This is a genomic window from Brevibacillus laterosporus (assembly GCA_007833815.1).
In the GTDB taxonomy this organism is placed as follows: Bacteria; Bacillota; Bacilli; order Brevibacillales; family Brevibacillaceae; genus Brevibacillus_B; species Brevibacillus_B laterosporus_D.
Map to the genome: position 1 here is coordinate 3,560,101 of CP033464.1, position 25,125 is coordinate 3,585,225.

A 25,125-nucleotide genomic window follows, 5' to 3' on the forward strand; every position below is an offset into this window, starting at 1 on the left:
GGCATTAGATCGCTTGGAAAATCAGTGGCGATAAGGATGGAAAGACGTTCTTTGCAGTCTGTCGTTGCAATAATCCGGTCATCCATCAATTTCTGAAGCATATGAGCCTTCTTGGTTACAGGTCCCTCCGATCAGCATACAATCAGGCGATCATGAGTGCGGAGGATGGTTCAGTTACGTACTGAAACCGAATCTATATCGATTAACTAAATTATTTATATTCTTTCGGTATTTTAATAATGAGAATGATGGCTATATTCGCATACCTTATAAAATTGATTAGATCCCTTATTTTCGTATCACATTTAAGTGGCTTGCCTGTCTTTTGAATATCACTTATTGTGTAAGCATGCAAGAAATAGGCGCGAGCTAATTTCAAACTAATAGTACGCTTAAAGGGTGCGGATACTGAGGGGAGTTACGATGAACGTTATTAAAAAAATGAAACAAACTGAACTACATGAGTTTGCACAAATTTTTGTAAATGCCTATCCAGGACGTGGGTATACTGAAGACCATATCAATGGGACAAAAAAATGGTTTTCTGATGTCGTTGATCAGGAACCGGAACAACAGTTATTTGGGGCTTATCGTGATGGGCAGCTTGTAGGGGGGATGATCCTTTATACAATGAAAATGAATTTGATCTCTCACTCCATCCAAACGGGTGGAATTGGCGCAGTTGCTGTTGATCTACTTCATAAAAAGGAAAAAGTTTCGTTAGACCTTTTTCGATATGCATTCAAATCATTTTTAGAAGAAGGGATCCATTTTATTAGCCTGTATCCATTTGACATTGGCTTTTATCGTAAACTAGGTTTTGGATACGGTGGACAAATGAAGCAATATCAAGTAAAACCAACTCATTTTCCAAAGGGTTCATCGAAGGAGCATATTCATTTTTTACAACGTGAGAAAGATCATGATGAAGTGTTGCGCTGTTACACTCAATTCTATGGAAGAACCAATGGAATGATTGAGAGACACGATGTAGAGGATTTGTTTGACGCAAATGAACGAAGGATTATTGGATATAAAAAGTCTGGGAAAGTTCTAGGCTATCTCGTATTTTCCTATGAAAGAAAATATGATTACGTATGCAATTTAGTAATCCAAGAAATAGTGTATGAAAATGCTGAGGTACTTTTAGAGCTGTGTACATACTTGCACTCACAATCAGATCAGTTCGAAAGTATTAAGGTTGATACGCAAGATGAGTATTTTCACTATCTACTGAGCAATCCGACCCGAGGAACGAGCGATGCTTTTGGTTCTCTCTATTTAGAAACGACCACGACAGGTGAAGGCATCATGTATCGAGTTACAGATATTACTGGTATTTTTCAAGATTTACGCGATCACAATTTCGGGGATCAAACGTGTAAATGTAAACTATCTGTTCAGAATGATTTAATCGAGTCTAACAATGCCAGCGTAATCATTCATTTTACAAACGGTTTTGCTCAAATCGTTGAAAATGAAGATTATGAGGTAGAGATAGGTATGAATGTGGGCGAGTTTTCCTCTTTGTTAATGGGTGCCATTGATTTCAAATCTTTAGTCAGATACGGCCTAGCTACCCTATCGGATTGCCATTACGAAAATATGATTCAACGAATTTTCCGAACTGATCAAAAGCCGATGTGTTTTACAAGTTTTTAGTAGGAAGGCAGGAAAGTATCCGTTCCAATGTTTTTATACTTGTGTTATACTACTGGCAATTGCATAACCACCTTCAGGGCAGGGTGAAATTCCCGACCGGCGGTAATGACGTTTATGTCTGAGCCCGCGACTCGCAAACCGTTTTTGCGACTGACTTGGTGAAAATCCAAGGCCGACGGTATAGTCCGGATGGGAGAAGGTACAAGGCTTATCACATTTTTCAGTGAGGGTTCAAGACGTTAGATGGTGAAGCCGCCGTAAGACTGTTTTTTGAGAAATAAGAAAACAGTTTATTTAGACGTATTCAATAACGTTTTTATAGCGTTAAGAATAAGCGGCGGGTGCTCTTTCTATGGATTCCTCTTTTTTGAAAAAACAATCGATAAGCTGTATTTCTCTATGCCCTTTTCATGAAAAGGGCATTTTTTATTGTAAAAAATCGGTTATTTCACGTAACCAAGGTGCGTTTGCAAGGAAAAAGGTAGTAAACAAGGCAAGATAAAAAAATAAGGAGAGGAGGGACGCTTTATGAGAAAGGAACAAGAACAGGAGAGGAGAGAATCAAAGAATCAAGTACTTTTGGATCAATCTTTTATGAAGATGGCTATTCAATTGGCAGAGGGAGCACGTGGACAGACATCTCCTAATCCTACTGTGGGAGCTGTTGTTGTTAAAAATGGAACTATCGTCGGGTTAGGAGCGCATCTGCGAGCAGGAGAGTCACATGCTGAAATTCATGCCTTGCAAATGGCTGGGGAAAAAGCAAAGGGTGCGACTGTATATGTAACCTTGGAACCATGCAGTCATTATGGAAAAACACCACCTTGCGTACAAGCGCTACTTGAAGCGGAAGTTACTCGGGTTGTTATCGCTACCTTGGACTGCAATCCGCTGGTCGCTGGTAAAGGTCTAACATTACTAAAACAAGCGGGTGTAGAGGTAGTGGTCGGTGTATTAGAGCGTGAAGCCCGACAATGTAATGAGCCATTTTTTCATTATGTCAAAACACGTATGCCGTTTGTGACGTTGAAGACTGCTAGTACATTAGATGGAAAAGTAGCCACAACGACAGGAAACAGCAAGTGGATAACCAGTGATATAGCTCGAAGGGAAGTTCATGAAGAAAGGGCCAAATCTGACGCTATTTTAGTGGGAATAAATACTGTAATCAAAGACGATCCTTCTTTAACAGCTCGGATGTATGAAAATGGGAAGCAACCTATACGTGTCGTTCTGGATCAAACACTTCGCATCCCGGAGACTGCTGCTATTCTGAATGATGCTACTTCGCCAGTCTGGATATTTACTACGAGAAGAGCTTCTCTAGAAAAAGCGGATGTACTGCGGGCAAACGGAATACGGATTACGGTGCAACAGGAAGATCAATTGACTATACCTTTTGTTCTACAAACATTGGGTGAGGCTGAGATTGTCTCGGTACTGGTTGAAGGTGGTAGCAGAATCAGTGGGGCTTTTTTAGAAGCGAAAGCGATTCAAAAGGTCATTGCTTATGTAGCTTTTACGCTTGTTGGCGGGGAGCAGGCCCCGGTTGCTTACGGAGGAATTGGCATCCCTTTTATGAAAGATGCGATAAAACTCAGAGATGTAGCGGTGGAGACGGTGAGTGAACAAGAGTTGAGGATAACAGGCTACCCACTTTGGACAGATCATATCAATTCATAAGGAGTGAATACGGTCATGTTCACAGGCATTGTTGAGGAAGTAGGAACGATTTATGGGGTGTTAACCGGAAGAAAAGCCGGAAGTCTTCATATAAAAGCTAGTCTAGTTATTGAAGGCAGTAAAGTGGGCGACTCCATCGCAGTGAATGGTGTTTGTTTGACGGTTACCCAATTTACAGCAAGTGGTTTTGTCGTTGATGTCATGCCGGAGACGCTGAACAAAACCAATTTAGGTGAACTTCGTTATGGGGATCCAGTGAATTTGGAGCGGGCAATGTCATTAGGAGACAGATTAGGTGGACATCTTGTCTCAGGGCATGTGGATGGCAGAGGGAGAATTTTATCTAAAAAGCAAAGTGAAAATGCCATTCTGTACGAAATTGAAGCGGCAACGGATATTTTGCGTTATATCATTCCCCGAGGTTCTGTTACGGTAGATGGAATCAGTTTAACAGTGGTTGACGTACATGCCAACTCCTTTTCCCTCTCTATCATTCCGCATACAGTAACAGTTACTACGCTCGGTAAGAAAAACGTGTGGGATCATGTAAATCTTGAAAATGATCTGATTGGAAAGTACGTGGAAAGGCTTTTAGCTGATCAAGGAAATCAAGGAAATCAGCCATTTTCTCTGCATTCCTCTAGAACCAAGCAACACTCTGTAACAGATAGCTTTTTACGTGATAACGGTTTTGTGTAATACAAAAAAGCTAAGGGAGGAAGCTACATGCTCCACACGATAGAAGAAGCTTTGAGATCATTACGTCAAGGAAAACCCATTATTGTTGTAGATGATGAGAATCGGGAAAATGAGGGCGACTTTCTATGTATGGCGGAGAAGGCAACTCCAGAAATGATCAATTTCATGGTCACTCATGGAAGAGGACTGGTTTGTGTCTCTATAGAAGACAAAAGAGCTCGCGAGCTACAATTAAGACAGATGGTCGAAAATAATACAGATCATCATGGGACCGCTTTTACAGTCTCTATTGATGAGAGGAATACGCATACTGGTATTTCAGCACAAGAACGTTCGCAAACCATCATGGCTATGCTCGATCCGCAAGCGGTAGCCGATCAGTTTCGTCGTCCTGGACATATCTTTCCACTGGTTGCCAAGGAGGGTGGAGTATTAAAAAGAGCAGGACATACAGAAGCAGCTGTCGATCTCGCAAAACTTGCTGGAGGTTATCCGGCTGGAGTCATTTGCGAAATCATGCAAGAAGACGGAAGCATGGCACGCTTACCTGCTTTATTGGAAATAGCGAAGCGACTGGATCTGAAGATTATTTCGATCGAACAATTGATTCAGTACCGCATGCAAAGCGAATCGTTGGTGCAAAAGGAAGCGGAAACCATTCTGCCTACAGAATACGGAGATTTTCGCATATTTGCCTACTCAAATATTTTGGATGGAAAAGAACATGTAGCTCTTGTTAAGGGCAAAATTGGCTCTCAGTATCCAGTTTTAGTCCGAGTACATTCAGAATGTCTAACAGGTGATATTTTTGGTTCCCTTCGTTGCGACTGCGGTCCTCAATTACATGAAGCCTTGCACCAAATTAAGGAAGCAGGAACTGGCATTCTCCTATACATGAGGCAAGAGGGGCGTGGGATCGGTTTAATAAACAAGTTAAAAGCTTATCAACTACAAGAAGAAGGATTAGATACCGTCGAAGCTAATGAACGGCTAGGCTTCCCAGCAGATTTACGTGAGTACGGAATTGGTGCACAAATTTTGCGTGATCTGGGTGCCAAGAAACTTCGTCTTTTAACCAATAATCCTAGAAAAATCGTTGCGTTAAATGGTTATGGTCTGGAAGTGGTGGAACGTGTGCCGATTCAAATAACAGGTCATAAACACAATCAAAATTACCTTCATACCAAGCAACAGAAACTGGGACATTTATTAACACTATTCTAATAAAGAAATGAGGATGGTTATGAAAGTATGGGAAGGAAATCTCGTAGGTTCAGGATTACGTATAGGAATTGTTGCGGGTAGATTCAACGAGTTAATTGTTAGTAAATTAGTAAGTGGGTCCGTAGATACACTGAGACGTCATGGCGTGGAAGAGAGCCAGATTGAAATGGCTTGGGTTCCGGGTGCCTTCGAGATTCCACTTATGGCAAAGAAAATGGCAGAAACAGCGCGTTTTGATGCGATTATTACCTTAGGAGCAGTGATTCGCGGATCGACTCCTCATTTTGACTATGTTTGCAACGAATGTGCAAAAGGGGTAGCATCCCTTTCCATGACTAGCGGAGTACCTGTTATTTTTGGTGTCCTCACAACTGATAATATTGAACAGGCTATTGAGCGTGCTGGTACAAAGGCAGGTAACAAAGGGTGTGAAGCAGCCACTTCCGCTATTGAAATGGCTAACTTGACACGCAGTTTTGAGCATTCCTTCTAAACTTTTGATAAGATGCATGATGAATTAGAGCTACCGGTAGAATTGGTAGCTCTTTTCAGTACGTGTCAGTAAACAAACGAATTTATATACGTAGAACCTACGGGCATTTCATTCGTGCCAATGGTTAAAGTTACTTGGATACTTCTTATCCTATTGAACTATCCCTAGTTTACGAACAATGTCAAAAGCTTTTATGAAAAAGGATATTCTTACTTATATCGCGATAGGATGGACTGGCTTCGTTCCTTCTAGTCTTAAGCATGCAGAGTTACATATACCTGAGAAAGTCCTTGGCTTTGGGGTTGGCCGAATCTTATTCTTAATGGACAAATCCGCATTGATAAAATATCCCCTTTATTTAAGAAGTAAAGCATTCTATCACAAGCAAAGTTTTCTTCGTTTGCTTAATTAGGGATAGTTTGATAAGAGAAATAGTTTTGCATCCGGTTCCAGGATGAGTAGGGATAAGCGGCTTCAACTCCTCATAGGAACAATTCAATTCTGCCAGTTTACGCTCGAACAAGGGAAAGAGGCTTCCCATTGCCTTTCAACGCAGCTCATGCGAGTGTTCTAGACATTAAAGTTAACCACAGCAGTTTCAATTCTTGATGTTATATGAAGTGATTCGTTTTGACCACGCTAAAAATGTGAAACGTTTTCTATTACAATTTTTGACATATTGTCACATTTCAAGCGTTATATTCATGAACAATAGGGTAGTTTGTTGTAATTGGAAATACTTTTATGTATGATATTGTAATTGATATAAATTCATTGAAATTTTCTGTTATTCAAAAATATTCTTAGGTGTGATTCTGACACCTTGTCTTATTTCAGGAGGTTTATTTCGTGTTTATGGACATGATTGCATTAACAAAACCAGGGCTCCTTCGGCTTAATGTGTTTGCAGTTGTGGCTGGTTTCTGGGTAGCTTCCAAATGGAGCGTTGACTGGTTAGCGATGGTTTGGGTGCTGATTGGCTCTACGTTTATGATCGCATCGGCTTGCGTCATTAATAATTATTGGGATCGCGAGCTTGATCAGAAGATGAAACGCACGAAAAACCGCGTGATGCCTACTGAACGTTTAAAGCCTAACTTTGCACTTGCCTATGGAATAATGCTCGGTATTATTGGAACCGGCTTATTATTCACGTTAGTTAATGCTGTTACAGGCTGGCTTGCCCTTCTTGGATGGTTTGTTTACATTGTTATTTATACGATTTGGTTAAAGCGCAGTTCGACCTGGAGTACTTCGATTGGTGGTATCTCCGGCGCTATGCCACCTGTAATTGGTTATTGCGCAGTAACAAATCAAGTGGATATAGGAGCTTGGTTATTGTTTGCTCTTTTGTTCCTCTGGCAGCCAGCCCACTTCTGGTCGCTTGGCATTCGCCGAGTTGAGGAATACCGAGCAGCGGGTTTTCCGCTATTACCGGTCGTTAAGGGCATCAAGCGGACTAAACTGCAGATGATCCCCTATGTGCTGTTGCTTATCCCGGCTGTTATTCTCATGTTTTATTATGGGTATGTCGGTGGCATTTTTCTGGCAGTCTCAGTTTTTGGTGGGGTAATTTGGTTGGTCCATACACTGTGGGGACTGTATGTAAAAGATGATGAAAATTGGGCGAAAACGAATTTTATTATTTCCATTAATTATTTATTGGTAGTTTTTATTCTTATGATTGCCAACACGACATGGCAGTAAGATTGATATAAGCAGAGAAGGTGTCGAGTGTTCTAAAGACACAAAAATAAATTTCGGAGATTTTAAAGACTACCTAACTGAAAAACATCTAGTATTTTCGGTTAGAAAAATTAATAAGGGGTTCATACCGTTGCTAGGTATGAACCCCTTATTATTAAACAAAGGAGATAAAACGTGGAAAACAAAACACTTGTCGGATAGCTGAAGGATGGGTAAAGCAAACCTTAGGCGATCTCATGTTATGGTATATCTACTCAGATGGCATTGAAGCTCATGGGGTAAACCCGAAAGCTACAAGGTCATATGTCCGAAACGACAAGCAATAATTATATTGAGTCCGATAATATATATTATGTAAACTAATAAAACAAAAATTGAAATTTCATCTGGCGACACAAAGATTATACTGATATGCGACACAAACATTATTCGTTTTGATTTTACGACACAAGCATTGTGCGATAAGTTATAAAGAATCAAGTTTGTGTCGCAAAATAATGACACAAACATAACAGTGTATTAATACTTGTCTTAGGATTAATGTCTAAAGACCCACTTACTATTTACAACAATAAAAAAAAGAGATAGGCACTCCATATTATTTTCTATGTTAATTTCAGTTCATGAAATGGCTGTTTTAAGAACTGAAATAGAACAAGAACGTTAGTTCCTACATTTGTCGAGTGACACAAATGTCGAGTGACACAAACATGGTTGCACTTATAAATCTGCAACCATGTTTGTGTCACACTTTTATTATAATAATAACTTTTCCATTGCAATTACATCTATATATTTACCATCCAATGAACCATGCCTTTCATTTTCTTATAGAGTGATTGTCCAAGTGCATTATTAGGTAAGGTAAACAAAACAAACTTAATAAATTGGAGTTTTATACCTTCCTCCTCCAATTTATTAAGTAATGCTATGCCAATCCCTTTTCCCCTATCAACTCTACTAACATAGATGGATATTTCCCCAACTCCATTGTATGAACACCTACTATTATACTCATTAATAGATGCCCGACCGAGAATCTTCGATTCGTTGTCAGCTATCAAAACTGGATGTCTGTTTGTCCTTTTATCATACCATTGTTCAAGTAGGAAATTTCTTTATGATTCGTTTCTAATGTTGCAATACGATCTTCAATACCTTCATTATAGATTGTTAAAATATGTATTAATTCATTTTCATTAGTTCTTCTTATCCTCATTTCTCCTACCAACCTTTTAGAATATGATAAAAAGAATCTTTCGAATCAATTATGTAAACACGGATCTGTTAGGGATTTCTAAGTGTCAAATGACAAAAATGTTGATACAAAATTACTTATAGGTACCAACATTTTTGTCACTTTACTGCTAGTTATTTTTATGGTTTGATAGCCTTAATTACCGCCGATACTATATAGTCCTCTACATTTTTACCTGGTGCCCAATCTTTAATAAATTCTTTTGATTCATCTTTTGGATTGATTTGAATTTCTGTAAAACCAGCATCCACTAAATATTGTTCCAATTCATTTATCGGAGATGAGCCAGATATACATCCGGAATACAGTTGAATATCTTTACGGATTTCTTCAGGTAAGTCATTCGTCATAACAATATCTGAAATGGCCAAACGTCCTCCCGATTTCAATACACGATAGGCTTCTTGGAACACTCTTCCCTTATCAGGAGATAAGTTGATCACGCAATTTGAGATAATTACGTCTACTGTATTATCAGCTATTGGCAAATTTTCGATTTCGCCGAGTCTAAATTCTACATTGGTATACTGATGATTGTGTGCATTGGAGCGTGCTTTTGAGATCATTTCAGGAGTCATATCCACACCAATTACTCTACCGTTTTTCCCAACTTGCTTTGAGGCTAAAAAACAATCAAATCCTCCTCCACTGCCTAGATCAACGACAACTTCATTTTCTTTTAATTCGGCAATGGTTTGTGGGTTTCCGCAGCCTAATCCTAGATTTGAACCATCTGGAACAGATTTGATTTCTTCTAATGAATAACCAAATTGAAGAGACACATCTGAATCTGATCCACAACAGGTTGTTGAACCACAACAACTAGGAGCGTTGTCTGTTACACTTAGAACCACTTTCTTATAGTTCTCACGAACTGACTGTCTAATTTGATCTTTGTTTACTTCATTCATCTGAACCCCTCCTAATAAGCGTAATTTGTATAAGAAAAGTACTATTTACCAGTCTCAGCAAAGAGTTTCACACGTTCTCCTATCTCATCTCGGACACGTTGAAATATAATCCATTTCTCTTCATTCGTACCTTTTGCTTTGGCTGGATCATCAAATCCCCAATGTACACGTTCCTTCTCCTTTGGTGTAACTGGGCATACATCATTCGCGTGTCCACAGAGAGTTACAACAAGGTCTGCATTTTGTAAAATCCAAGGATCAATAACATCGGAAGTTTGATTGGAAATGTCAATGTCCACTTCTTTCATGGCTTTGACTGCATGAGGATTTATGCCGTGGGCTTCAATACCAGCAGAATAAACCTTCCAGTGCTCCCCTAGATATTTTTTAGCCCATCCTTCTGCCATCTGGCTACGGCATGAGTTCCCTGTACACAAGAAGTAGATAATTTTTTTATCATTTTTGTTCACGAGTTTACCTTTCCTTTACGTTTCCTGCTGTTCCGAATAATATTTTCGTTTAAACCAGAAGGCCACATTGACTAGTGCAATCATGACTGGGACTTCAACTAATGGACCAATAACTGCTGCAAAGGCAGCACCGGAGTGGATACCAAACACTCCTACTGCTACAGCGATCGCAAGTTCAAAGTTATTGCTACCCGCCGTAAAAGCAAGTGTCGTTGTAACTGGGTAGCTTGCTCCAATTTTCTTTCCCATAAAGAAAGAAATAAAGAACATCAGTACAAAATAAATTAATAATGGGATAGCAATACGAACCACATCAAGAGGTAAATTGATAATCGCATCCCCTTTTAAAGAGAACATCACGATAATGGGACTGATTTTAGGAATGAACTCTTTTTCATACCAGTGACGTCCTTTTGTTTTAACTAAAGCAAAACGTGTGAGAATGCCTGCAAGAAATGGAATTCCTAAGTAAATCATGACGGACTTCGCCACTTCGATCATGGTGATAGAAACGACTGTACCTTCCATCCCCAACCATTCTGGAATTACGGTTACAAATAGGTAGGCATACACAGAAAAGAAGAGCATTTGGAAAACGGAGTTAAAAGCCACTAATCCAGCAGCATATTCCGTATCCCCTTTGGCAAGATCATTCCAAACAATTACCATAGCAATACAACGTGCCAAACCAATCATAATTAAACCGACCATGTACTCTGGCTTATCGATAGGAATAAGACGGCTAGACCAAACATTAAAATGGGACCGATAATCCAGTTTTGAACGAGAGAAAGGACTAAAACCTTGGTATCTTTAAACACTCTTCCCATTTCTTCATAACGCACCTTAGCGAGTGGTGGGTACATCATTAAGATAAGACCAATCGCAAGTGGAACGGATGTGGTTCCCACTTGTAAGCTATTTAACCCAGTAACAAACTGTGGGTAGATAAACCCAATTCCAATTCCCATAGCTAGAAAAATCCAAAGTGTTAAGTATCGATCTAAAAATGAAAGACGTTTTTTCCCCTCATTACTCATTGTTACATCTCCCTTACATTTCTTTTGTTCACGAATAAAAAAGTTGTTTAGAAAATAATAGAGTCATTTAAAAAATATAAAAGTTTTTTAAAAAAATACGAGTCATTCTATTCAACAATCGGGCCAGATTGTTGAATAGAATGACTCGTATTGAAAATTGGATATTTGTGTTTGAAATACAGAAGAGATTGTGAAGGTTTGCACTTAAACTAACGGGCAGGTTAGATGTACAAGTTATAAATTTAATGGTTTAAAGTTATAGAGCATTTCTTTGAATGAGGAATGCTTTTTATTTTTGCTTAAAACAAAAACCTACAATAAAAATGTTATTCAAATTAATAAAAATTTATTGTAAAACAATAAAATTTATATTAAAATCAAAATCAGAATAAATAAGTGAGGTGCTTTTTATGGAAAAAGTAACAACGTTGTTTTTAAAAATAGCTGTTATTCTTTTAGGAGTCCCAGTTCTTGCTCTGTGCATCTTTTTGGTGCCAGAGATGGCGAATCTTGCAGCAAAATTGCTTCCACAGTTTGCTTTTATAAAATATCTCGTTTTCATCGCTTTTGATGCATCGGCTATACCTTTTTACTTTGCTTTGTATCAGGCTTTCAAACTCTTATGCTATATTGACAAAAATAAAGCTTTCTCCGATTTATCTGTAAAAGCTTTAAAGAAAATCAAATACTGTGCCATCACAATCAGTATTTTGTATGTGCTAGTTTGGCCGCTCTTCTATATCTTTGCGGAAGTAGACGACGCACCAGGAGTTATCTTTGTCGGATTGGTTGTTCCTTTTGCTTCGATGGTTATCGCAGTCTTTGCGGCTGTTCTCCAAAAACTTTTACAAGATGCAATTAATATCAAATCAGAAAATGATTTAACGGTCTGAGGTGAATAACAATGGCAATTATAATTAATATTGATGTGATGTTAGCAAAAAGGAAAATGAGCGTAACAGAACTTTCGGAGAAGGTTGGAATAACAATGGCGAACCTTTCTATATTGAAAAATGGAAAGGCAAAAGCGATTCGATTATCCACTTTAGAGGCAATTTGTAAGGCTTTAGAATGTCAGCCAGGAGATATTTTAGAATACAAAAGTGACGAAGACAGTTAAACATTGTGGAGGAAACTTAATATAACAATTATTAGGGGAGGTATAACTATGGATATTAACAATTTGATTATTGAAAATATTGTTAACCCTCATGAGCTGGAGAGAATGTATAGAAAAGACCCGAAAGCTTTTAAAAAGTCATTCTCACACGCATGGGAACAAAATCCTGATTCTCAGGTTCTTGGTGTTTGGTATGAAAGATTGCATTTCAAGGAGACGGCAAATACAGAAAAAACTTCCTTGCTTCAAAAAGGTTTCTTATTCATGGGCATTTTAGCCATTCTGGCCGGGATAAGCACCAGGGTCATTTTCCATTTTGTCGAACAGGAAGCAATTGCTCCAATTAACCTTGCTTTTGGTATAATTCCCTTTATTGCTGCCTATTTTGTTTACAATAATACTCCGAAAAAAAGTGTTATTTATTCCCTTGCAGCGTTGTTCCTAATTTCCGGGTTTTATCTTAATATGCTGCCAATAAATTATAAAGACAGTATTATCCTTGCTTATTTACACCTTCCCATATTCTTATGGGTATTGGTAGGGCTTGCATTTACAGGAAATGAATATTCAAAAGGCAGTACAAGATTAGCCTATATTAAATTTAATTTGGAATATTGTATTCTCTACGCCAGCATGGCAGTTAGCGGAATGGTACTAGCAGCATTAACCATGCAGTTATTTAGCTTTGTTGACTTGGATATAGAAGACTTCTATTTTAGTAATGTCGTTTTATTTGGTGCTGCCGCTCTCGCTATTGTGGCTGCATACCTGGTATCAATGAATCTTAAACTTGCTAAGAATATTACACCATATATAGCTAAAATTTTTAGTCCTCTTGTCCTGATCACATTGTTGATCTATCTTATAACGGTTATATGGGTCGGAAAAAATCCATTCTTGGACCGCAATTTCCTGATAGCCTTCAACGGAATACTCCTTGGTGTATTGGCCGTTACCATATTTTCCATTATCGAGAGCGACTCAGACGAGAAAAAGAACATTTCAGATTATATAAATTTTGCCTTAATTGTTCTTGCGCTTATCATTGACAGTGTGGCTTTGTCAGCCATCGTGTTCAGACTTTCTTCTTATGGGATTACGCCTAATAGACTTGCTGTTTTAGGAGTAAACATACTTATCTGGGCAAATCTAATTTGGATTATGCTCTCCTATATGCGTTTTCTACAAAACAAATCCGGACCTTCAACTATCCAAGATGCCGTTACTAAGTATTTGCCGGTCTACGGACTTTGGGCAGCTTTCGTTACATTTACTTTTCCTATAATTTTTAATTAGAAAGGCTCTGTTAATGTAACGAAAAGTTAATCTTCTATAACGTATAAAATCCTTAGAGCCGATATTATGCAGCTTTTTATACAGAGTTGCATAGTTTTGGCTTATTTTCATTACTAAAGTTAAAAAGAGGGTATTCAAACTAGAAGACATAATATATTGTTGCAACTGGATTCTTTAAAATATGTCCAGTTTCATGTGCCCAACGAAAAAGGACTACATGAAACGTATTTGATAAGCTAAACTTGCAGGTTTTAAGTTTGAGTTTGATTTAGATTAAATGTGAAAAGATGTACTTACACTAAAGGGGGCGTTAGTTGAAGAAGAATTAAGTAATATTCTTAGTTATTCAATTAAGGGGCGCAATTGTTGAATAAAACTTAGATTTTCAAACGATTTTATTGTTAATTTTTTTTAGTGTATTGAAGTATCTTACATCAAGATTAAACAACTATATTTTTAACCCGTCCTATATTTAGAACGGGGTTATGCTTATTTAAGCTTTTAAAATTAAATAGCTTTATTGTCATTTTACATCTTTTCAGTAGAGGGTTTAATCGCAAATAATCTGTAGGTTTGCCTCTTTCAATTTGTCAAAATCTGAAGTGCAATCCAGTAACTGTGCTAGGGATAATCCAATTTCCTCCATGGTTGAACGATTCAAAGAGTAAAAGACCCATTGACCTTTCCGTGTTTCATTTACTAAATTTTCGTTCTTTAGACGACTCATGTGCCTAGAAATCGACGGTTGAGAAATACCGAAAATCGGGACCAACTCACATACGCAACATTCTCTTTGATTTAATAAGGCAATGATTTTAAGACGTGTTGGATCACCTAATGCTTTTAAGGCCGAAGAAAGTTGGATTAGATCCATGTAAATAAATATACCTCCTTTATAATTACCATATAGCCATATCGCTATATTAGCATTTAAATCCTATCCGTTCAATGGGCATTTGTACTTCTTTATGTACTGTGACCATGCCATATGTTATTTTCCCGGATTTTATTGGTTGTCGTTTTCTTTTTTTTGTTTTCTATGTGGCTCTCTTCTACTTTTCACGGTTTGAAAGGGACAAAGTAGTCCGGTGATTGGAGGTAAATAACGTGGATCTATTTCAAGGTGCATATGAGGAGATTCCTCACTCAAAAAATTTAGTGTGAAGAAAAAGGGTCTGACATTACTCGTTTGAAAAGGAGGCCTTACAGATTGGTAGTCTTTTACATTGTCTCTTGTATAACGTAAATACTGATTGAAAATCGAAAGTGAAAAGTCTGCTAATGCTCTGCCAAATACCCATTTGAGTGAAGATCTAGATTCTGTTGTTATATCCAATCCAGATGAACTCCATAGATGATACAGTTTTTCGAAATATTCCGTTTGCGGTGGGTAGGGATGCAAAGGAAACTTCACTTCTTCAGGATTCTCCATCATCGGTCGAGATATTGAAATGACATTGTGAGAATCTCTATATCTTTCAATTTGTGACCTCCAATGAAGATAGGCAAAAGCAAATGGGCATTTTGGCATTGTTACAGACTCGTTGTAAAACCGATGTATACATGTTTTATGCTGTTTTAGAATTGTCTTTCTTAATTGACGTGCAAGAGATGAAATAACTTTGGAATAAGATTCGTATAGGTCTTCATGAAGTTTAATCAATTTAAACCTATATTTTATACGGTTTACTTGTAAATCCCCAAATTCCCTATTTTCTTCTAATTGTCTTTGCCCTTTAATTCGTCTAATGTTAGGAGTGCTTTTTATTGTTATATAAGACTCTGATCTTGTGCAATGTGGATTTGAAGCCTGAAGCAAACCATTTAGTGTATGTGGCGATTGCTGAAGTTCTTTAGAAGGGTAAATGTGAAGTGTGTTGAATATTTCTCTTTCTTTGTTTTCTAAAGTGGTCCATTTTTTTACACGTGCACATTGAAGATCTTCTTCCATCGTCCAATTATGGAAAAACGGTTTATTCTTTTCTTGTTGCAAGAACAAATGTCCACATTTGCATGTAAAAGAAGAGCTAAAACCTTTATCATAACATTCGTAAAGAAAAGTATTCCTACAATTTGGACATTCCTTTTGTAAGGGAATCATGTGAAATGGGCAATACCGTAGAAAGGATATTTGGTGAAGATGACTATGAAAACCTCTTTTGATACATTCTATACAGAAGATTAGTATGGGGTTAATAAACAAAAATTCATTGCTCCTATGCGGAAATTGAACGAATAATTTATCGAGGTACGTTCGATTCATTACGTAAAGATCGTATTGTAATCTTTCCTTTGTTAGTTGTGTATCAAATCCACTTAAAGTAACATAATTCCTATGAATTTCACCGATCGTTGTTTTAATTTTTTGAACAGTTTGGGTTCCGAGGAATCGTAATACATCCCGTGATGTTATCTCATTCGCATATTTAAACTTTTCAATGGTAGACCAAGGTGACTCAAACCATCTGATCCATTCAGATCGCCAAGTAAAAGTTGTATGATCATTCATATTCTTTCCCCCTATTCAGGATCTGATTGTATCTTTAACTCAGCAAAAAGGTAGCCTGATACAGTAATTGCTTCCTTCCATAATGCTTTTGTTAGCCATCTCACATTTTGACCTTCAACACCAAATTCTAATAAAGCATATTCGATAGTTGTGATTACGTACTGCATCGGTATTTCTAATTGACCTTTAATTCTAGCTTCTTGGCGGAGTAAACTAAAAACTTCATACAACTCTTTAGTACAGTCTTCTAACCTATGGCCTAATGCATAAGCCTCAGGAAAGTAATACCGCGTGTAAGACCACCCACTATCCTTTGGGAACTCAGCCATTTGATCAAAACATTGCAAGCAGACACGCAAGTCTCCTAAGCTCTTAATACCAAAAAATTGATGCCTTTTGGTCTCTATAAATATCGATCTTAAATGAATCAATTCTGGTTGTCCTACTAATATTACTGTCATTGCGATTCGATATTTATCTAGTTCATTATAAATATCCATTAGCCAACCAAATTGTAATTCATGTAAACATTGGGCTTCGTCGATAAACATAACAACACGTTTATGCTTGGATAAGTCACCTCGTTCTATGAGGAATTTACATAGTCTACTTCTTTTCAATGAAGTTTTTCCCGTAAAAGGTACACTGTGACCCACATCGTTCAGCAGTGTTTCGAAGAAAGTCATCTCGTTTGGTACCTTGACATGTAATGTTCTAATATGAAAAATAGGTAAATCTGAACCAAATTCATCTGGAAGTGTATGCATGAGAAATTCTATAGCCCTTGTCTTTCCTAAACGTGGACGCCCAAAAATAATTCCTCCGGGTGAGTTCCTTTAGGAACAGGTGGTCTAGGCTGATTTAGAAGGTCATCAAAAGAAATTTGTTTGCTTATTTCTTTCCCCATTTTGATCACCTCTAAATATTTATTGTTTTAAATTTTTTTCTTAATGCGGATAATTCTTGGTCAGTGTTCTGTGCAGAAAGAGGTTGTTTGTTTTTAAAATTACTTTTTTCATTAATTTCTGAATTAGTTTGATTATCTTTAGACTTATCAACGGATGATATAGGATTTTGATCGCGATAATGTTTAGTTGCAGCTAATTTTGTACGAGACTTTTTGTTGTTACTTGCTTTACTTACTAAATAATTCTGAAGAGCCTCGATGGGATCATCTAATTGGGTGTACGAGAGTAATTTTTTTCGTGATAAAGCATTAATTTGTTTTCTCATTTGAAGTGAATGTGGAGTTATTCCCCATCTTCCCGTGGCAGTAAAATACCCTAATTCTGAACCGTCATTTAGAAAAGCTTTAAGAAACCGGATATCTTTGGTATTAACTAAAAGAATTATCTCTTGGCCAATTAAATCAAATGTACTTGATACTAAATCATTCCTATAATCCACGCCTTGGAAAGTGATATATGGCCGCCTTCCAATTTTAATACTTCCCCTAATCGTTCTTTTTACTGTCATTTCAAAGAAACCTACATTGGTTCTTTCTTCTTCAGCTAGTACTCGTGGTTCCATTCCTTTCATCACCCTTTGTTCCATTACTTCTAATGGAGTTAGATTTCCAATTCCACTGTGTGGTGTACGATTATAATTGGCAATTAAAACAGCAGTTACCTGCTCTAAATCTTCAACAGACATTTCATATTTCAATGCAATTTTTTCAGGATCTCCTCTTCTTGGATCTGATGGACTGCTACCAGTAGTATTTTGCAAACGATGAAATCCCATCTCCTCTAATATTCCAAAAAACCTTTCAACAAAGGGTCTTCTTTCTGGCATATTAACTGGACCTGGATTGACTGCACATCCAACAATATTTGTTAGTCGACTTGTTACTATCTTTGCTAGGTTTGCCTTCCCATTGTCGTAACTAAATTCATTCCATAAAGCCCATTGAGTGTCCGGTATAGCTTGCCAATGAAAGCCTCCGTTATCTGAGTATTTCAGTCCAGGGATCGTCAATTCTTTTAGATGACCTGGTTCAATCGCATTACGAATACAAGTAAGAACATCAGTTGAAGAATATTGGGAAGCGATGCAAATATGGTAGCCAAGAATTACTCTAGTTGCTACATCAATAATAACTAGTATCCAAAGTCTTTCAATAGTATCGGTACATTCATCTCCATACTGATTTTGAAAGGTAATAGTTAAAATGAGATCTATGCAATGACCATCAAATTCAACACGTTGAAATGGTCTTACGGGGATTTCTTTTTTAGTTCCTATACCAGTATTTTTTAAATGCCTGGCTGCATCATCTCCAAATCTTTGTGCAGCTTTTTCAGGAAAGTTAGTTGATATCATTTTAATGTAACGATATAAAGAACGACGGCCGAGATCTTTTGTATTGAATGGATAATCTGTAATCGATAATCCAGATGCCCTACAAGCATTGAGAAACTGACGATGTAAGAATTTCACTCTCATATTGGGTTCATTAGAGTAGGATCGGTTTGTATTAAAGAATTTTTCAAAGATTAATTCTTTTATTCTGGGGTATTTGGTTAGAAGTAAATTGAAGGAGCCAGTCATTTTCTGACCTTTAGTATTAATATTTTTTCGTGTATATTTTACTGTGTTTTTTTGTGGAATAAGTGCTCGGTATCCCCAAATTCTACCTTCATCATCAAACAACAAGCATTTTTTAACATATTTTGTAATATGGTTTCTGTGAATTCCGGTTTCTAATGCAATTTCAGTTGCTGTAACATTTGAATTCAAATACATATCTACTGCACGTTTTCGATTAAGAAACTTTTCTTTGTCACTTTCATCTAAGATTTCAATTAAAACTGTTGGCCAATTATCGGTATCAAGATAAGCAGCATCTAGTGCTATATCCTCAAAGAATTTTCTATTTACCATCTTTCCACACCTCTGTGGCTAAAGATAATGCCTTTTCACTAATATCTGAATTTATTTCTCCTAAATAGATCATGCGGTATAGGGTTTGGTTAATTCTTAAAGCTGAAAGATGTTTACAGTTTTCACGTATCTGTTTTATTGTGAGACGTTGATTACCTATAATCTGGTTAATAGTTCTATGATCAACCTCATTCGTTATGAGGTTAGGACGTAAAAAAGGAATAATCGTCTTAAGATTATCTAAAAGAAAGGTATTACTTCTAATTTCCTGTTCTGTTAATAATGTATATTCATAACCATTTTCTTCACACCATTTTTGTTGAACAGTTGTTTGACGTATTGATCTAGTTGACATTGGATTCGTGGAATTTAAGTCTTGAAGATATTTGATCTCAATAAAACTTTGACTTCCATCAAAGCGCTGTATCCACATATCAAAAATTGATGTGACATAGAGTCCATTAACAAGAACTCGAATTTTTTTTGGTTGTTCACAAAATTTTTTTATCATAGGATTCCCTTCTATCAACAACCAATGATCATATTCAAGATCGCTAAAGAGTTGAACCATCCTATTAATTTTCGGACTATAAACATACCAGTAATTGCTGCCAAATTTATTACTTCTTTTCATTGGAACAGGAGTATTAAACACAAAAATCCCTCCTTTAAATAAGATAATATCATAATTTCCTTATTTTTCTAATATTATAACTGTTAAAAATTATCTTTTATGATATTTTTCAGTTAACGATTTTATAAACCTGTTTTTACGACGATGCAACCATGTTTGTGTCATAAAACAAGAGTGCAACCATGTTTGTGTCACTGTTTTTTTTAGTGTATGTAAACAACCTACATGCTATTAATAATGATCGTATTATTTTCTTTGGTAAATACCACGTAATTCCTCAAACCGTTTTTTCCTATACGGCTCTCTTCTGCTTTTTACAGATGTAAAAGGACATTTACAAGAGGTATTTTCTAAGTAGATTTTGGGGATTTCATGGAAATAAAATTCTGGTGCATGGTTTCCTTCGAAGTCTATATGCAGAAAATAGTCTGGTACACAATCATAGTTAAATACTCCTCTCCAAATACCCTTGAACTTTTTTTGATACTCTGGATTTATTTCTGTTTGATGAATCCATTCGTTAAAAAAGGCAATAGCAGCATGAGCTAAGCATCTTCCAAAAACCCATTTAATAGCATCCATATTTTCGTCGATAATAATATTTTTTGATTTGAATGCCCATTGCCAAAAAAGACTTTCATAGAAAGTATTATCATAGTAAAAAGGAAAATCTACAAAATTATGATTTGCTGGTTCTATACGACCAAATTTTGAATCCACAAAGCTAGGACTCATATACCTTCTAACAATTGCACTCCAATGTAAATAAGCAAATGCATAAGGACACTGTTGCTCCGTCTCATTCCCCCCATAGAATCGATGTATACAAGTTTTATGCTTTTTTAAGATCGTGTTTCTCAACTTTCTTGATATAGAAGATATAGTTTTACAATATGAGTTATACAAATCTTCCTGAAATTCTATTTCTAATTTATCATTCAGATATTCTTGGGATTTTTGTGTTCTACATTGGTTATTTTTAATTTTTTTCTCCGTTGTTTTTATCAGTCTGATATTTCGGGTGCTCTGCACTTTTTTATAAGGTTGTAGATCCTCACTCTGTACAGAAACACTTTGTAATATACCATCTAACAGACTAGTCTTTTCACTGAATTTTGTTGGGAATATATGAAGGTTACTTATATACGTCTTTTGGTTTTCATTAAGTGATAGCCACTTTAAGACATTTTTACAAACTAACTCTTCTTCCTTTCCCCAGTGTTGAAAAAACCTTTCTCTTCTCCTTTTTTTAAAAAACATATATCCACATTTACATTGGAATGGAGAAGTCAATAGTTGGTCGCTACACTCATAAGGAATTAGATGTTTACAATGGGGACAATAATTTTCCAAAGGAATCATGTGAAATGGACAATGATACAGTAATGTAAACTGGTGAAATACACTATGATACCCTGTCCGTATACATTTCTTACAAAAAAACAAATGATCTCGAATAAAAGCTTTATCCTCATATTTTTGATTAAAATGCCCAATTAATTGCTGTAGATTATTTTGATATTCTTTTAAAAAATGAAATTGAAGGATATGATTCGTTTGTTCAAGATCAAAACCTTGTAAGGATAAATATGTGCGGTGACACCTTCCTGCATTAGTTTTTAAAGATTTTACATGGTTTGAACCTAATAATTTTAATACCTCTTTCGATGTTAGTTCGTTTGCATATTTAAATTTTTCTATCGTAGACCAAGGTGATTCAAACCATCTCACCCACTCTTTTCTCCAAGTAAACCTACTCAAAGTACCTTCACCCCATTATTTTTAGATGCGTATCTAAAACGAGTAATTTTGAATGGATATTTTTATTAAAAATACCATATTTAACAATAAATTACTCTTACAAAAGAGAAATTTATACATAAAAAAACAAAAGACCAGATCTACTCTGATATGCTCCCCTAAAGGTAGACAGGTGAAATAATAAAACCTGCTACTGTGAGGGGAGCTTTTTCATGCCTAAAGTACAATATGGTGCGCCAGAGAAATTCGCCATCCTACAAGAAGTTGAAAGTGGCCAGTGGGGTCTTATGGCTACAGTTAAAAAATACGGGATTAACAAATCAACCTTAGCGAAATGGCGAGGTCGTTATGAAGTGTATGGATACGAAGGGTTAGAGGTTCGAACCCACAATAGAAGTTATTCTGCGGAACTAAAGCTTCAAGCGGTGAGGGATTATCTCTATGGGGGATTGTCACAATATCAGACCATCGATAAGTACAAGATAGCCAGCCGAACACAACTCTCCAACTGGGTAAAGAAGTATAATGGTCATAGCAGCTTAAAAACCTATACAGGGGGAGTGAAAGCTATGACGAAAGGTCGATCTACAACTTGGCAGGAGAGGATTGATATTGTTCTTTATTGTCTTACCCATCATCATGACTATCAAAAGACAGCGGAGCAGTACCAGGTCTCCTACCAACAAGTGTACCAATGGGTAAAGAAGTATGAAAATGACGGTCAGGATGCTTTACAGGATGGGCGGGGAAGAAAAAAAGCGCTTGAGGAGTTAACCGAAGCGGATCGCCAAAAGTTCGCAATGAAAAAGCTGGAGTATGAAAATGAGCGGCTTCGAGCAGAGAATGCTTTCTTAAAAAAGTTACAGGAAATCGAAAGGTGGCGACGTTAAGCCAATATCGGCAGGAGAATGTCTACCTTGCCATTCAAGCCAAGAAGAACAATGTAGCGTGCAGGTATTGTGTGAAATCGCAAAGATTTCACGGTCAAGCTATTACAAATGGCTCAATCGCAAAACCAGTTCTCGTGAACTGAAAAATCAACAACTCACTGATGCCATGCTCTCGTTATACGAGAAGGTTGATGGCATCTACGGGTACCGTCGGTTAACCCTCCATTTGCGCCGCCAGACCCAGCGACGGATCAATCATAAGCGAATACAACGCCTTATGAAGAAAAAAGGAATCCAATCGGTGATCCGCAGAAAGAGAAAAAAATATGCGCGTTCAACTCCACAGCAAGTTGCTGAGAATCTGTTAAATCGTGAGTTTTATGCGAAAACACCGAATGAGAAGTGGGTAACCGATATAACGGAATTCAAGTACGGAAGTGGCCAGAAGGCCTATTTAAGTGCTATCTTAGACCTTCATGATAACTCGATTGTCTCCTATGTTTTAGGCCATTCCAATAACAATAGCCTTGTGTTTAAAACAGTGAATTTGGCCTTGCAAGCGGTACCAGGAAGTAAGCCTATGCTTCATAGTGATCGAGGTTTTCAATATACCTCTTTCAGGTTCAAAAAGTTATTTGCCGACAAACTAACCCACAGCATGTCCCGAGTTGGCAGGTGTATTGATAACGGTCCAATAGAAGCGTTCTGGGGAACCCTTAAATGTGAGAAGTATTATTTGCATTCATATAGTACCTTCGAGGAACTTAAGAAAGACATTGATGACTACATGTACTTTTACAATAACGACCGATTACAGGTAAAACTAAACAGCCTTAGTCCAATGGAATACAGAACTAAGGCTGCTTAACTGTTTTTTATTTTTTGTACTGTCTACTTGACAGGGTGCAGTTCACTCGATCTAGTGTCTTCTGTCTCTTCATTTAATCCCCCAGTCTTTTTTTAATGTTGGTTTAGAATAAAGTTTGATTAAAAATTACTCTAAATCCTTGATTTCACTGCATATAAAAAGCCATTATTTTGAACAAAGATTGATCAAAACGATGGCTCTCTTTTACTTTTCAGAACTGTTTTTTATAAAAAAGTTTGATTAATTTAATGCTCCTTATTCCACTAAAGAGCCCGTTAGTTTAATAAAAGACAGCAACAAAAAGAATCAATTTCGAAAAAAGATTGAACAAAATTGATTATACAATACCGGATGGAAATGTAATACAAGAAGTTTGACCATTAGGATGGGTTTTGTTGAACTACATTTGTGGGGCTTCCATACCAAACTTTGCCCATTCCTCTTTTGAAGGACCATAAATTCCTGGGACAGTTAATCCTGCCTGTCGCATAAGAACTGTCATTTGTCCTCGATGGTGGCTTTGATGTTGAATCAAAAACATTAATAGTGAACCATTTGGCATCTGTTGACCTATAAATTCGATACGTTCTTGTAGTGTATGGTCAGTCCATTCTTTTTTTAATGCCTGTACAAATGCATTACTAGCTTGATGATAACTGTCTGCTATAAACTGAGCCGTAGTAGGAACGGGATAATCTTCGGCTGGGGCATCAAACGTTAAGTTTGTATTTGAAGTAATAATGCGAATAGCAGCAACGGTATGCCAAGCAATACGTCCTAAAGTCCAATTTTGTGAAGTTATTTCCTGTTTAAGTGATTCATCAGTTAGATTACTCAGTAGTTTCTGTGTAGCAGCAGCTTCGAACTCCCAAGATTTTAAAAAATGGTCTAAGGTTTGGAACATAAAAAAATCCCCCTAAAAAATGTTTGTTTAATTCTTCTATTTTTAATTTACAAGATAGATTTGAATTATTAACAGATTAATTGAAATGTTCTATAATATCTACACTAAATCCTTCTTACGCTAACCTCTCCTGCCCGTTAGTGAAATAAGAAATTCTAGCTCACAGGATTTCTTATCAAACTTTTTTATAAATGATCAGACTTTTTCAAATTATCACTCCTTTACTTCTTGTTAAACAATCGCGCCCTTTAGCTTAATAAGAGAACCCCTTATTCAAATACAACCATTTCTCCGACATCTATAAATCCAAATCGCTTATAGATATTTTTCCCATCATCTGAAGCCTGTAATACAACTGGTTTTTGTTTATCCTTTGTTTGATTTAGAAGAAATTGAAACATTTCACTGCCAATTCCTTTACCTCTAAATGTTTCTTTTGTCATCACATCATAAATACCATAACTATCTTTGCTTTCTATTAATAAACCAGTAGTTACAGCCATTTCGTCTATGCATCCAATAAACATTTGAACTTCTGAACCTAATTTTATTTGTGAAAACTTATTAAAGTAACTTTCTAATGCATCTTTTTCTGGTGTGCCTTCAAATAAGCTCATAAATACCTCTATATATTTTAAAAGTTCTTCATTATTTTTCACATTAGTAATCATAAGCTGATGGGAAATTCTTTGACCAACATTAAGAGTATTTTCAAGTTTCATCATTACATTACGTTCCGTTTCTTTTAGGTCATATTCTTGCATAAGTTTTTTCCAATCATCGTTTAAATACTGAGCATCAATCCAAATACTAAAGGGATATTCTTTATAAGAAAAATTATCGATTCCATGTCTAATCTTAACTGCATTTTTGATATTTGGAGATTTCGGCAATAATACATTGAATGTATCAGTAGGAATTTCTGTATTTGCTATGACGAAATCTTCTTCCTTTGTAAGTTCTCCACTAACTGCATGAGTAAATACTTTTAATTTTTCTTCAAAATTGTTTATTACTAATTGTTGATTTGTAATCATGTTTTTGCACCTTTCAATTTAATTTAGCGCGCTCTTTTTTATTATAAGGTCACTTAAATTCTAAAAAAACTGTGTT

General features: G+C 36.5%; 20 protein-coding genes, 4 pseudogenes and 1 riboswitch. Of the genes and pseudogenes, 12 read left to right on the forward strand and 12 right to left on the reverse strand.

The features are described from left to right. Nucleotides 1-423: 423 nt before the first annotated feature. From EEL30_18255 to EEL30_18285, 7 genes and pseudogenes are all read left to right on the forward strand, one after another. Entirely contained in the window at nt 424-1,662 is a 1,239-nt protein-coding gene (locus EEL30_18255; protein QDX94059.1) for a GNAT family N-acetyltransferase, read from the forward strand. A gap of 65 nt (nt 1,663-1,727) precedes the next feature. Next, a riboswitch (FMN riboswitch) is annotated at nt 1,728-1,867 on the forward strand. Between the two features lie 323 nt (nt 1,868-2,190). Beyond that, nucleotides 2,191-3,345 (forward strand): bifunctional diaminohydroxyphosphoribosylaminopyrimidine deaminase/5-amino-6-(5-phosphoribosylamino)uracil reductase RibD, encoded by a 1,155-nt coding sequence (ribD, locus tag EEL30_18260; GenBank protein ID QDX94060.1) that lies wholly within the window; start codon nt 2,191-2,193, stop codon nt 3,343-3,345. Between the two features lie 15 nt (nt 3,346-3,360). Next, nucleotides 3,361-4,044 (forward strand): riboflavin synthase, encoded by a 684-nt coding sequence (locus EEL30_18265; protein ID QDX94061.1) that lies wholly within the window; start codon nt 3,361-3,363, stop codon nt 4,042-4,044. A 27-nt stretch (nt 4,045-4,071) separates the two neighbouring features. Then, nucleotides 4,072-5,268: a bifunctional 3,4-dihydroxy-2-butanone-4-phosphate synthase/GTP cyclohydrolase II gene (locus EEL30_18270; protein QDX94062.1), complete on the forward strand. Its 1,197-nt coding sequence runs from the start codon at nt 4,072-4,074 to the stop codon at nt 5,266-5,268. A 19-nt stretch (nt 5,269-5,287) separates the two neighbouring features. Further along, nucleotides 5,288-5,761 carry a 6,7-dimethyl-8-ribityllumazine synthase gene (locus EEL30_18275; protein ID QDX94063.1) on the forward strand — a complete coding sequence of 158 codons (474 nt, stop codon included), beginning with the start codon at nt 5,288-5,290 and terminating at the stop codon, nt 5,759-5,761. 160 nt (nt 5,762-5,921) lie between these two features. Beyond that, a pseudogene (locus tag EEL30_18280) lies at nt 5,922-6,073 on the forward strand (glycerophosphodiester phosphodiesterase). Between the two features lie 537 nt (nt 6,074-6,610). Continuing rightward, nucleotides 6,611-7,468, forward strand: coding sequence for a protoheme IX farnesyltransferase (locus tag EEL30_18285; GenBank protein QDX94064.1), 858 nt, complete (start codon nt 6,611-6,613; stop codon nt 7,466-7,468). 756 nt (nt 7,469-8,224) lie between these two features. On the opposite strand, the pseudogene EEL30_18290 reads toward EEL30_18285, so the two are convergent. The 4 genes and pseudogenes from EEL30_18290 to arsB form a co-directional block, all read right to left on the reverse strand. Beyond that, nucleotides 8,225-8,687, reverse strand: a pseudogene (locus tag EEL30_18290) (GNAT family N-acetyltransferase). A gap of 158 nt (nt 8,688-8,845) precedes the next feature. Next, nucleotides 8,846-9,637: a methyltransferase domain-containing protein gene (locus tag EEL30_18295; GenBank protein QDX94065.1), complete on the reverse strand. Its 792-nt coding sequence runs from the start codon at nt 9,635-9,637 to the stop codon at nt 8,846-8,848. 41 nt (nt 9,638-9,678) lie between these two features. Continuing rightward, the gene (arsC, locus tag EEL30_18300; protein ID QDX94066.1) at nt 9,679-10,107 is read right to left on the reverse strand and encodes an arsenate reductase (thioredoxin); all 429 of its coding nucleotides are present in this window, start codon (nt 10,105-10,107) and stop codon (nt 9,679-9,681) included. 15 nt (nt 10,108-10,122) lie between these two features. After that, a pseudogene (arsB, locus tag EEL30_18305) lies at nt 10,123-11,147 on the reverse strand (arsenical-resistance protein). A 410-nt stretch (nt 11,148-11,557) separates the two neighbouring features. Here arsB and EEL30_18310 point away from each other — a divergent pair. The 3 genes from EEL30_18310 to EEL30_18320 are packed head-to-tail and all read left to right on the forward strand — an operon-like array spanning nt 11,558 to nt 13,563. Further along, nucleotides 11,558-12,040, forward strand: a complete 483-nt coding sequence (locus tag EEL30_18310; protein ID QDX94067.1) for a DUF2975 domain-containing protein — start codon at nt 11,558-11,560, stop codon at nt 12,038-12,040. An 11-nt stretch (nt 12,041-12,051) separates the two neighbouring features. After that, complete coding sequence (locus EEL30_18315) at nt 12,052-12,267, forward strand: transcriptional regulator (protein QDX94068.1); 216 nt, start codon at nt 12,052-12,054, stop codon at nt 12,265-12,267. A gap of 48 nt (nt 12,268-12,315) precedes the next feature. Beyond that, nucleotides 12,316-13,563, forward strand: coding sequence for a DUF4153 domain-containing protein (locus EEL30_18320; protein QDX94069.1), 1,248 nt, complete (start codon nt 12,316-12,318; stop codon nt 13,561-13,563). 550 nt (nt 13,564-14,113) lie between these two features. Here EEL30_18320 and EEL30_18325 read toward each other — a convergent pair. The 6 genes and pseudogenes from EEL30_18325 to EEL30_18350 all read right to left on the reverse strand — a co-directional run bounded on the left by EEL30_18325 (nt 14,114) and on the right by EEL30_18350 (nt 21,320). Continuing rightward, the gene (locus EEL30_18325; GenBank protein ID QDX94070.1) at nt 14,114-14,437 is read right to left on the reverse strand and encodes an ArsR family transcriptional regulator; all 324 of its coding nucleotides are present in this window, start codon (nt 14,435-14,437) and stop codon (nt 14,114-14,116) included. 132 nt (nt 14,438-14,569) lie between these two features. Then, nucleotides 14,570-16,072, reverse strand: a complete 1,503-nt coding sequence (locus tag EEL30_18330) for a hypothetical protein (GenBank protein ID QDX94071.1) — start codon at nt 16,070-16,072, stop codon at nt 14,570-14,572. 11 nt (nt 16,073-16,083) lie between these two features. Then, nucleotides 16,084-16,979, reverse strand: a pseudogene (locus EEL30_18335) (ATP-binding protein). An 11-nt stretch (nt 16,980-16,990) separates the two neighbouring features. Then, on the reverse strand, nt 16,991-18,955 hold the full coding sequence (locus EEL30_18340; GenBank protein ID QDX94072.1) for a hypothetical protein: 1,965 nt from the start codon (nt 18,953-18,955) through the stop codon (nt 16,991-16,993). After that, nucleotides 18,945-19,610: a hypothetical protein gene (locus tag EEL30_18345; GenBank protein QDX94073.1), complete on the reverse strand. Its 666-nt coding sequence runs from the start codon at nt 19,608-19,610 to the stop codon at nt 18,945-18,947. The genes EEL30_18340 and EEL30_18345 overlap by 11 nt, the downstream gene beginning before the upstream one ends. Nucleotides 19,611-19,835: 225 nt before the next feature. Then, nucleotides 19,836-21,320 (reverse strand): hypothetical protein, encoded by a 1,485-nt coding sequence (locus tag EEL30_18350; GenBank protein ID QDX94074.1) that lies wholly within the window; start codon nt 21,318-21,320, stop codon nt 19,836-19,838. A 242-nt stretch (nt 21,321-21,562) separates the two neighbouring features. Between EEL30_18350 and EEL30_18355 the strand changes: the two genes are divergently transcribed. After that, nucleotides 21,563-22,240, forward strand: coding sequence for a transposase (locus EEL30_18355; protein ID QDX94075.1), 678 nt, complete (start codon nt 21,563-21,565; stop codon nt 22,238-22,240). A 4-nt stretch (nt 22,241-22,244) separates the two neighbouring features. Continuing rightward, complete coding sequence (locus EEL30_18360) at nt 22,245-23,108, forward strand: IS3 family transposase (protein QDX94076.1); 864 nt, start codon at nt 22,245-22,247, stop codon at nt 23,106-23,108. Between the two features lie 400 nt (nt 23,109-23,508). On the opposite strand, the gene EEL30_18365 is transcribed toward EEL30_18360, so the two are convergent. Both EEL30_18365 and EEL30_18370 read right to left on the reverse strand, forming a co-directional pair. Then, the gene (locus tag EEL30_18365; GenBank protein QDX94077.1) at nt 23,509-24,012 is read right to left on the reverse strand and encodes a hypothetical protein; all 504 of its coding nucleotides are present in this window, start codon (nt 24,010-24,012) and stop codon (nt 23,509-23,511) included. Between the two features lie 269 nt (nt 24,013-24,281). Further along, on the reverse strand, nt 24,282-25,049 hold the full coding sequence (locus EEL30_18370) for an N-acetyltransferase (protein ID QDX94078.1): 768 nt from the start codon (nt 25,047-25,049) through the stop codon (nt 24,282-24,284). Nucleotides 25,050-25,125: the final 76 nt, after the last annotated feature.

Coding starts and splice junctions, on each gene's coding strand:
- EEL30_18255 (QDX94059.1), top strand. CDS start 424: ATGAACGTTATTAAAAAAATGAAACAAACTGAACTACATGAGTTTGCA.
- ribD (QDX94060.1), top strand. CDS start 2,191: ATGAGAAAGGAACAAGAACAGGAGAGGAGAGAATCAAAGAATCAAGTA.
- EEL30_18265 (QDX94061.1), top strand. CDS start 3,361: ATGTTCACAGGCATTGTTGAGGAAGTAGGAACGATTTATGGGGTGTTA.
- EEL30_18270 (QDX94062.1), top strand. CDS start 4,072: ATGCTCCACACGATAGAAGAAGCTTTGAGATCATTACGTCAAGGAAAA.
- EEL30_18275 (QDX94063.1), top strand. CDS start 5,288: ATGAAAGTATGGGAAGGAAATCTCGTAGGTTCAGGATTACGTATAGGA.
- EEL30_18295 (QDX94065.1), bottom strand. CDS start 9,637: ATGAATGAAGTAAACAAAGATCAAATTAGACAGTCAGTTCGTGAGAAC.
- EEL30_18310 (QDX94067.1), top strand. CDS start 11,558: ATGGAAAAAGTAACAACGTTGTTTTTAAAAATAGCTGTTATTCTTTTA.
- EEL30_18315 (QDX94068.1), top strand. CDS start 12,052: ATGGCAATTATAATTAATATTGATGTGATGTTAGCAAAAAGGAAAATG.
- EEL30_18320 (QDX94069.1), top strand. CDS start 12,316: ATGGATATTAACAATTTGATTATTGAAAATATTGTTAACCCTCATGAG.
- EEL30_18325 (QDX94070.1), bottom strand. CDS start 14,437: ATGGATCTAATCCAACTTTCTTCGGCCTTAAAAGCATTAGGTGATCCA.
- EEL30_18330 (QDX94071.1), bottom strand. CDS start 16,072: ATGAATGATCATACAACTTTTACTTGGCGATCTGAATGGATCAGATGG.
- EEL30_18340 (QDX94072.1), bottom strand. CDS start 18,955: ATGGTAAATAGAAAATTCTTTGAGGATATAGCACTAGATGCTGCTTAT.
- EEL30_18355 (QDX94075.1), top strand. CDS start 21,563: ATGCCTAAAGTACAATATGGTGCGCCAGAGAAATTCGCCATCCTACAA.
- EEL30_18365 (QDX94077.1), bottom strand. CDS start 24,012: ATGTTCCAAACCTTAGACCATTTTTTAAAATCTTGGGAGTTCGAAGCT.
- EEL30_18370 (QDX94078.1), bottom strand. CDS start 25,049: ATGATTACAAATCAACAATTAGTAATAAACAATTTTGAAGAAAAATTA.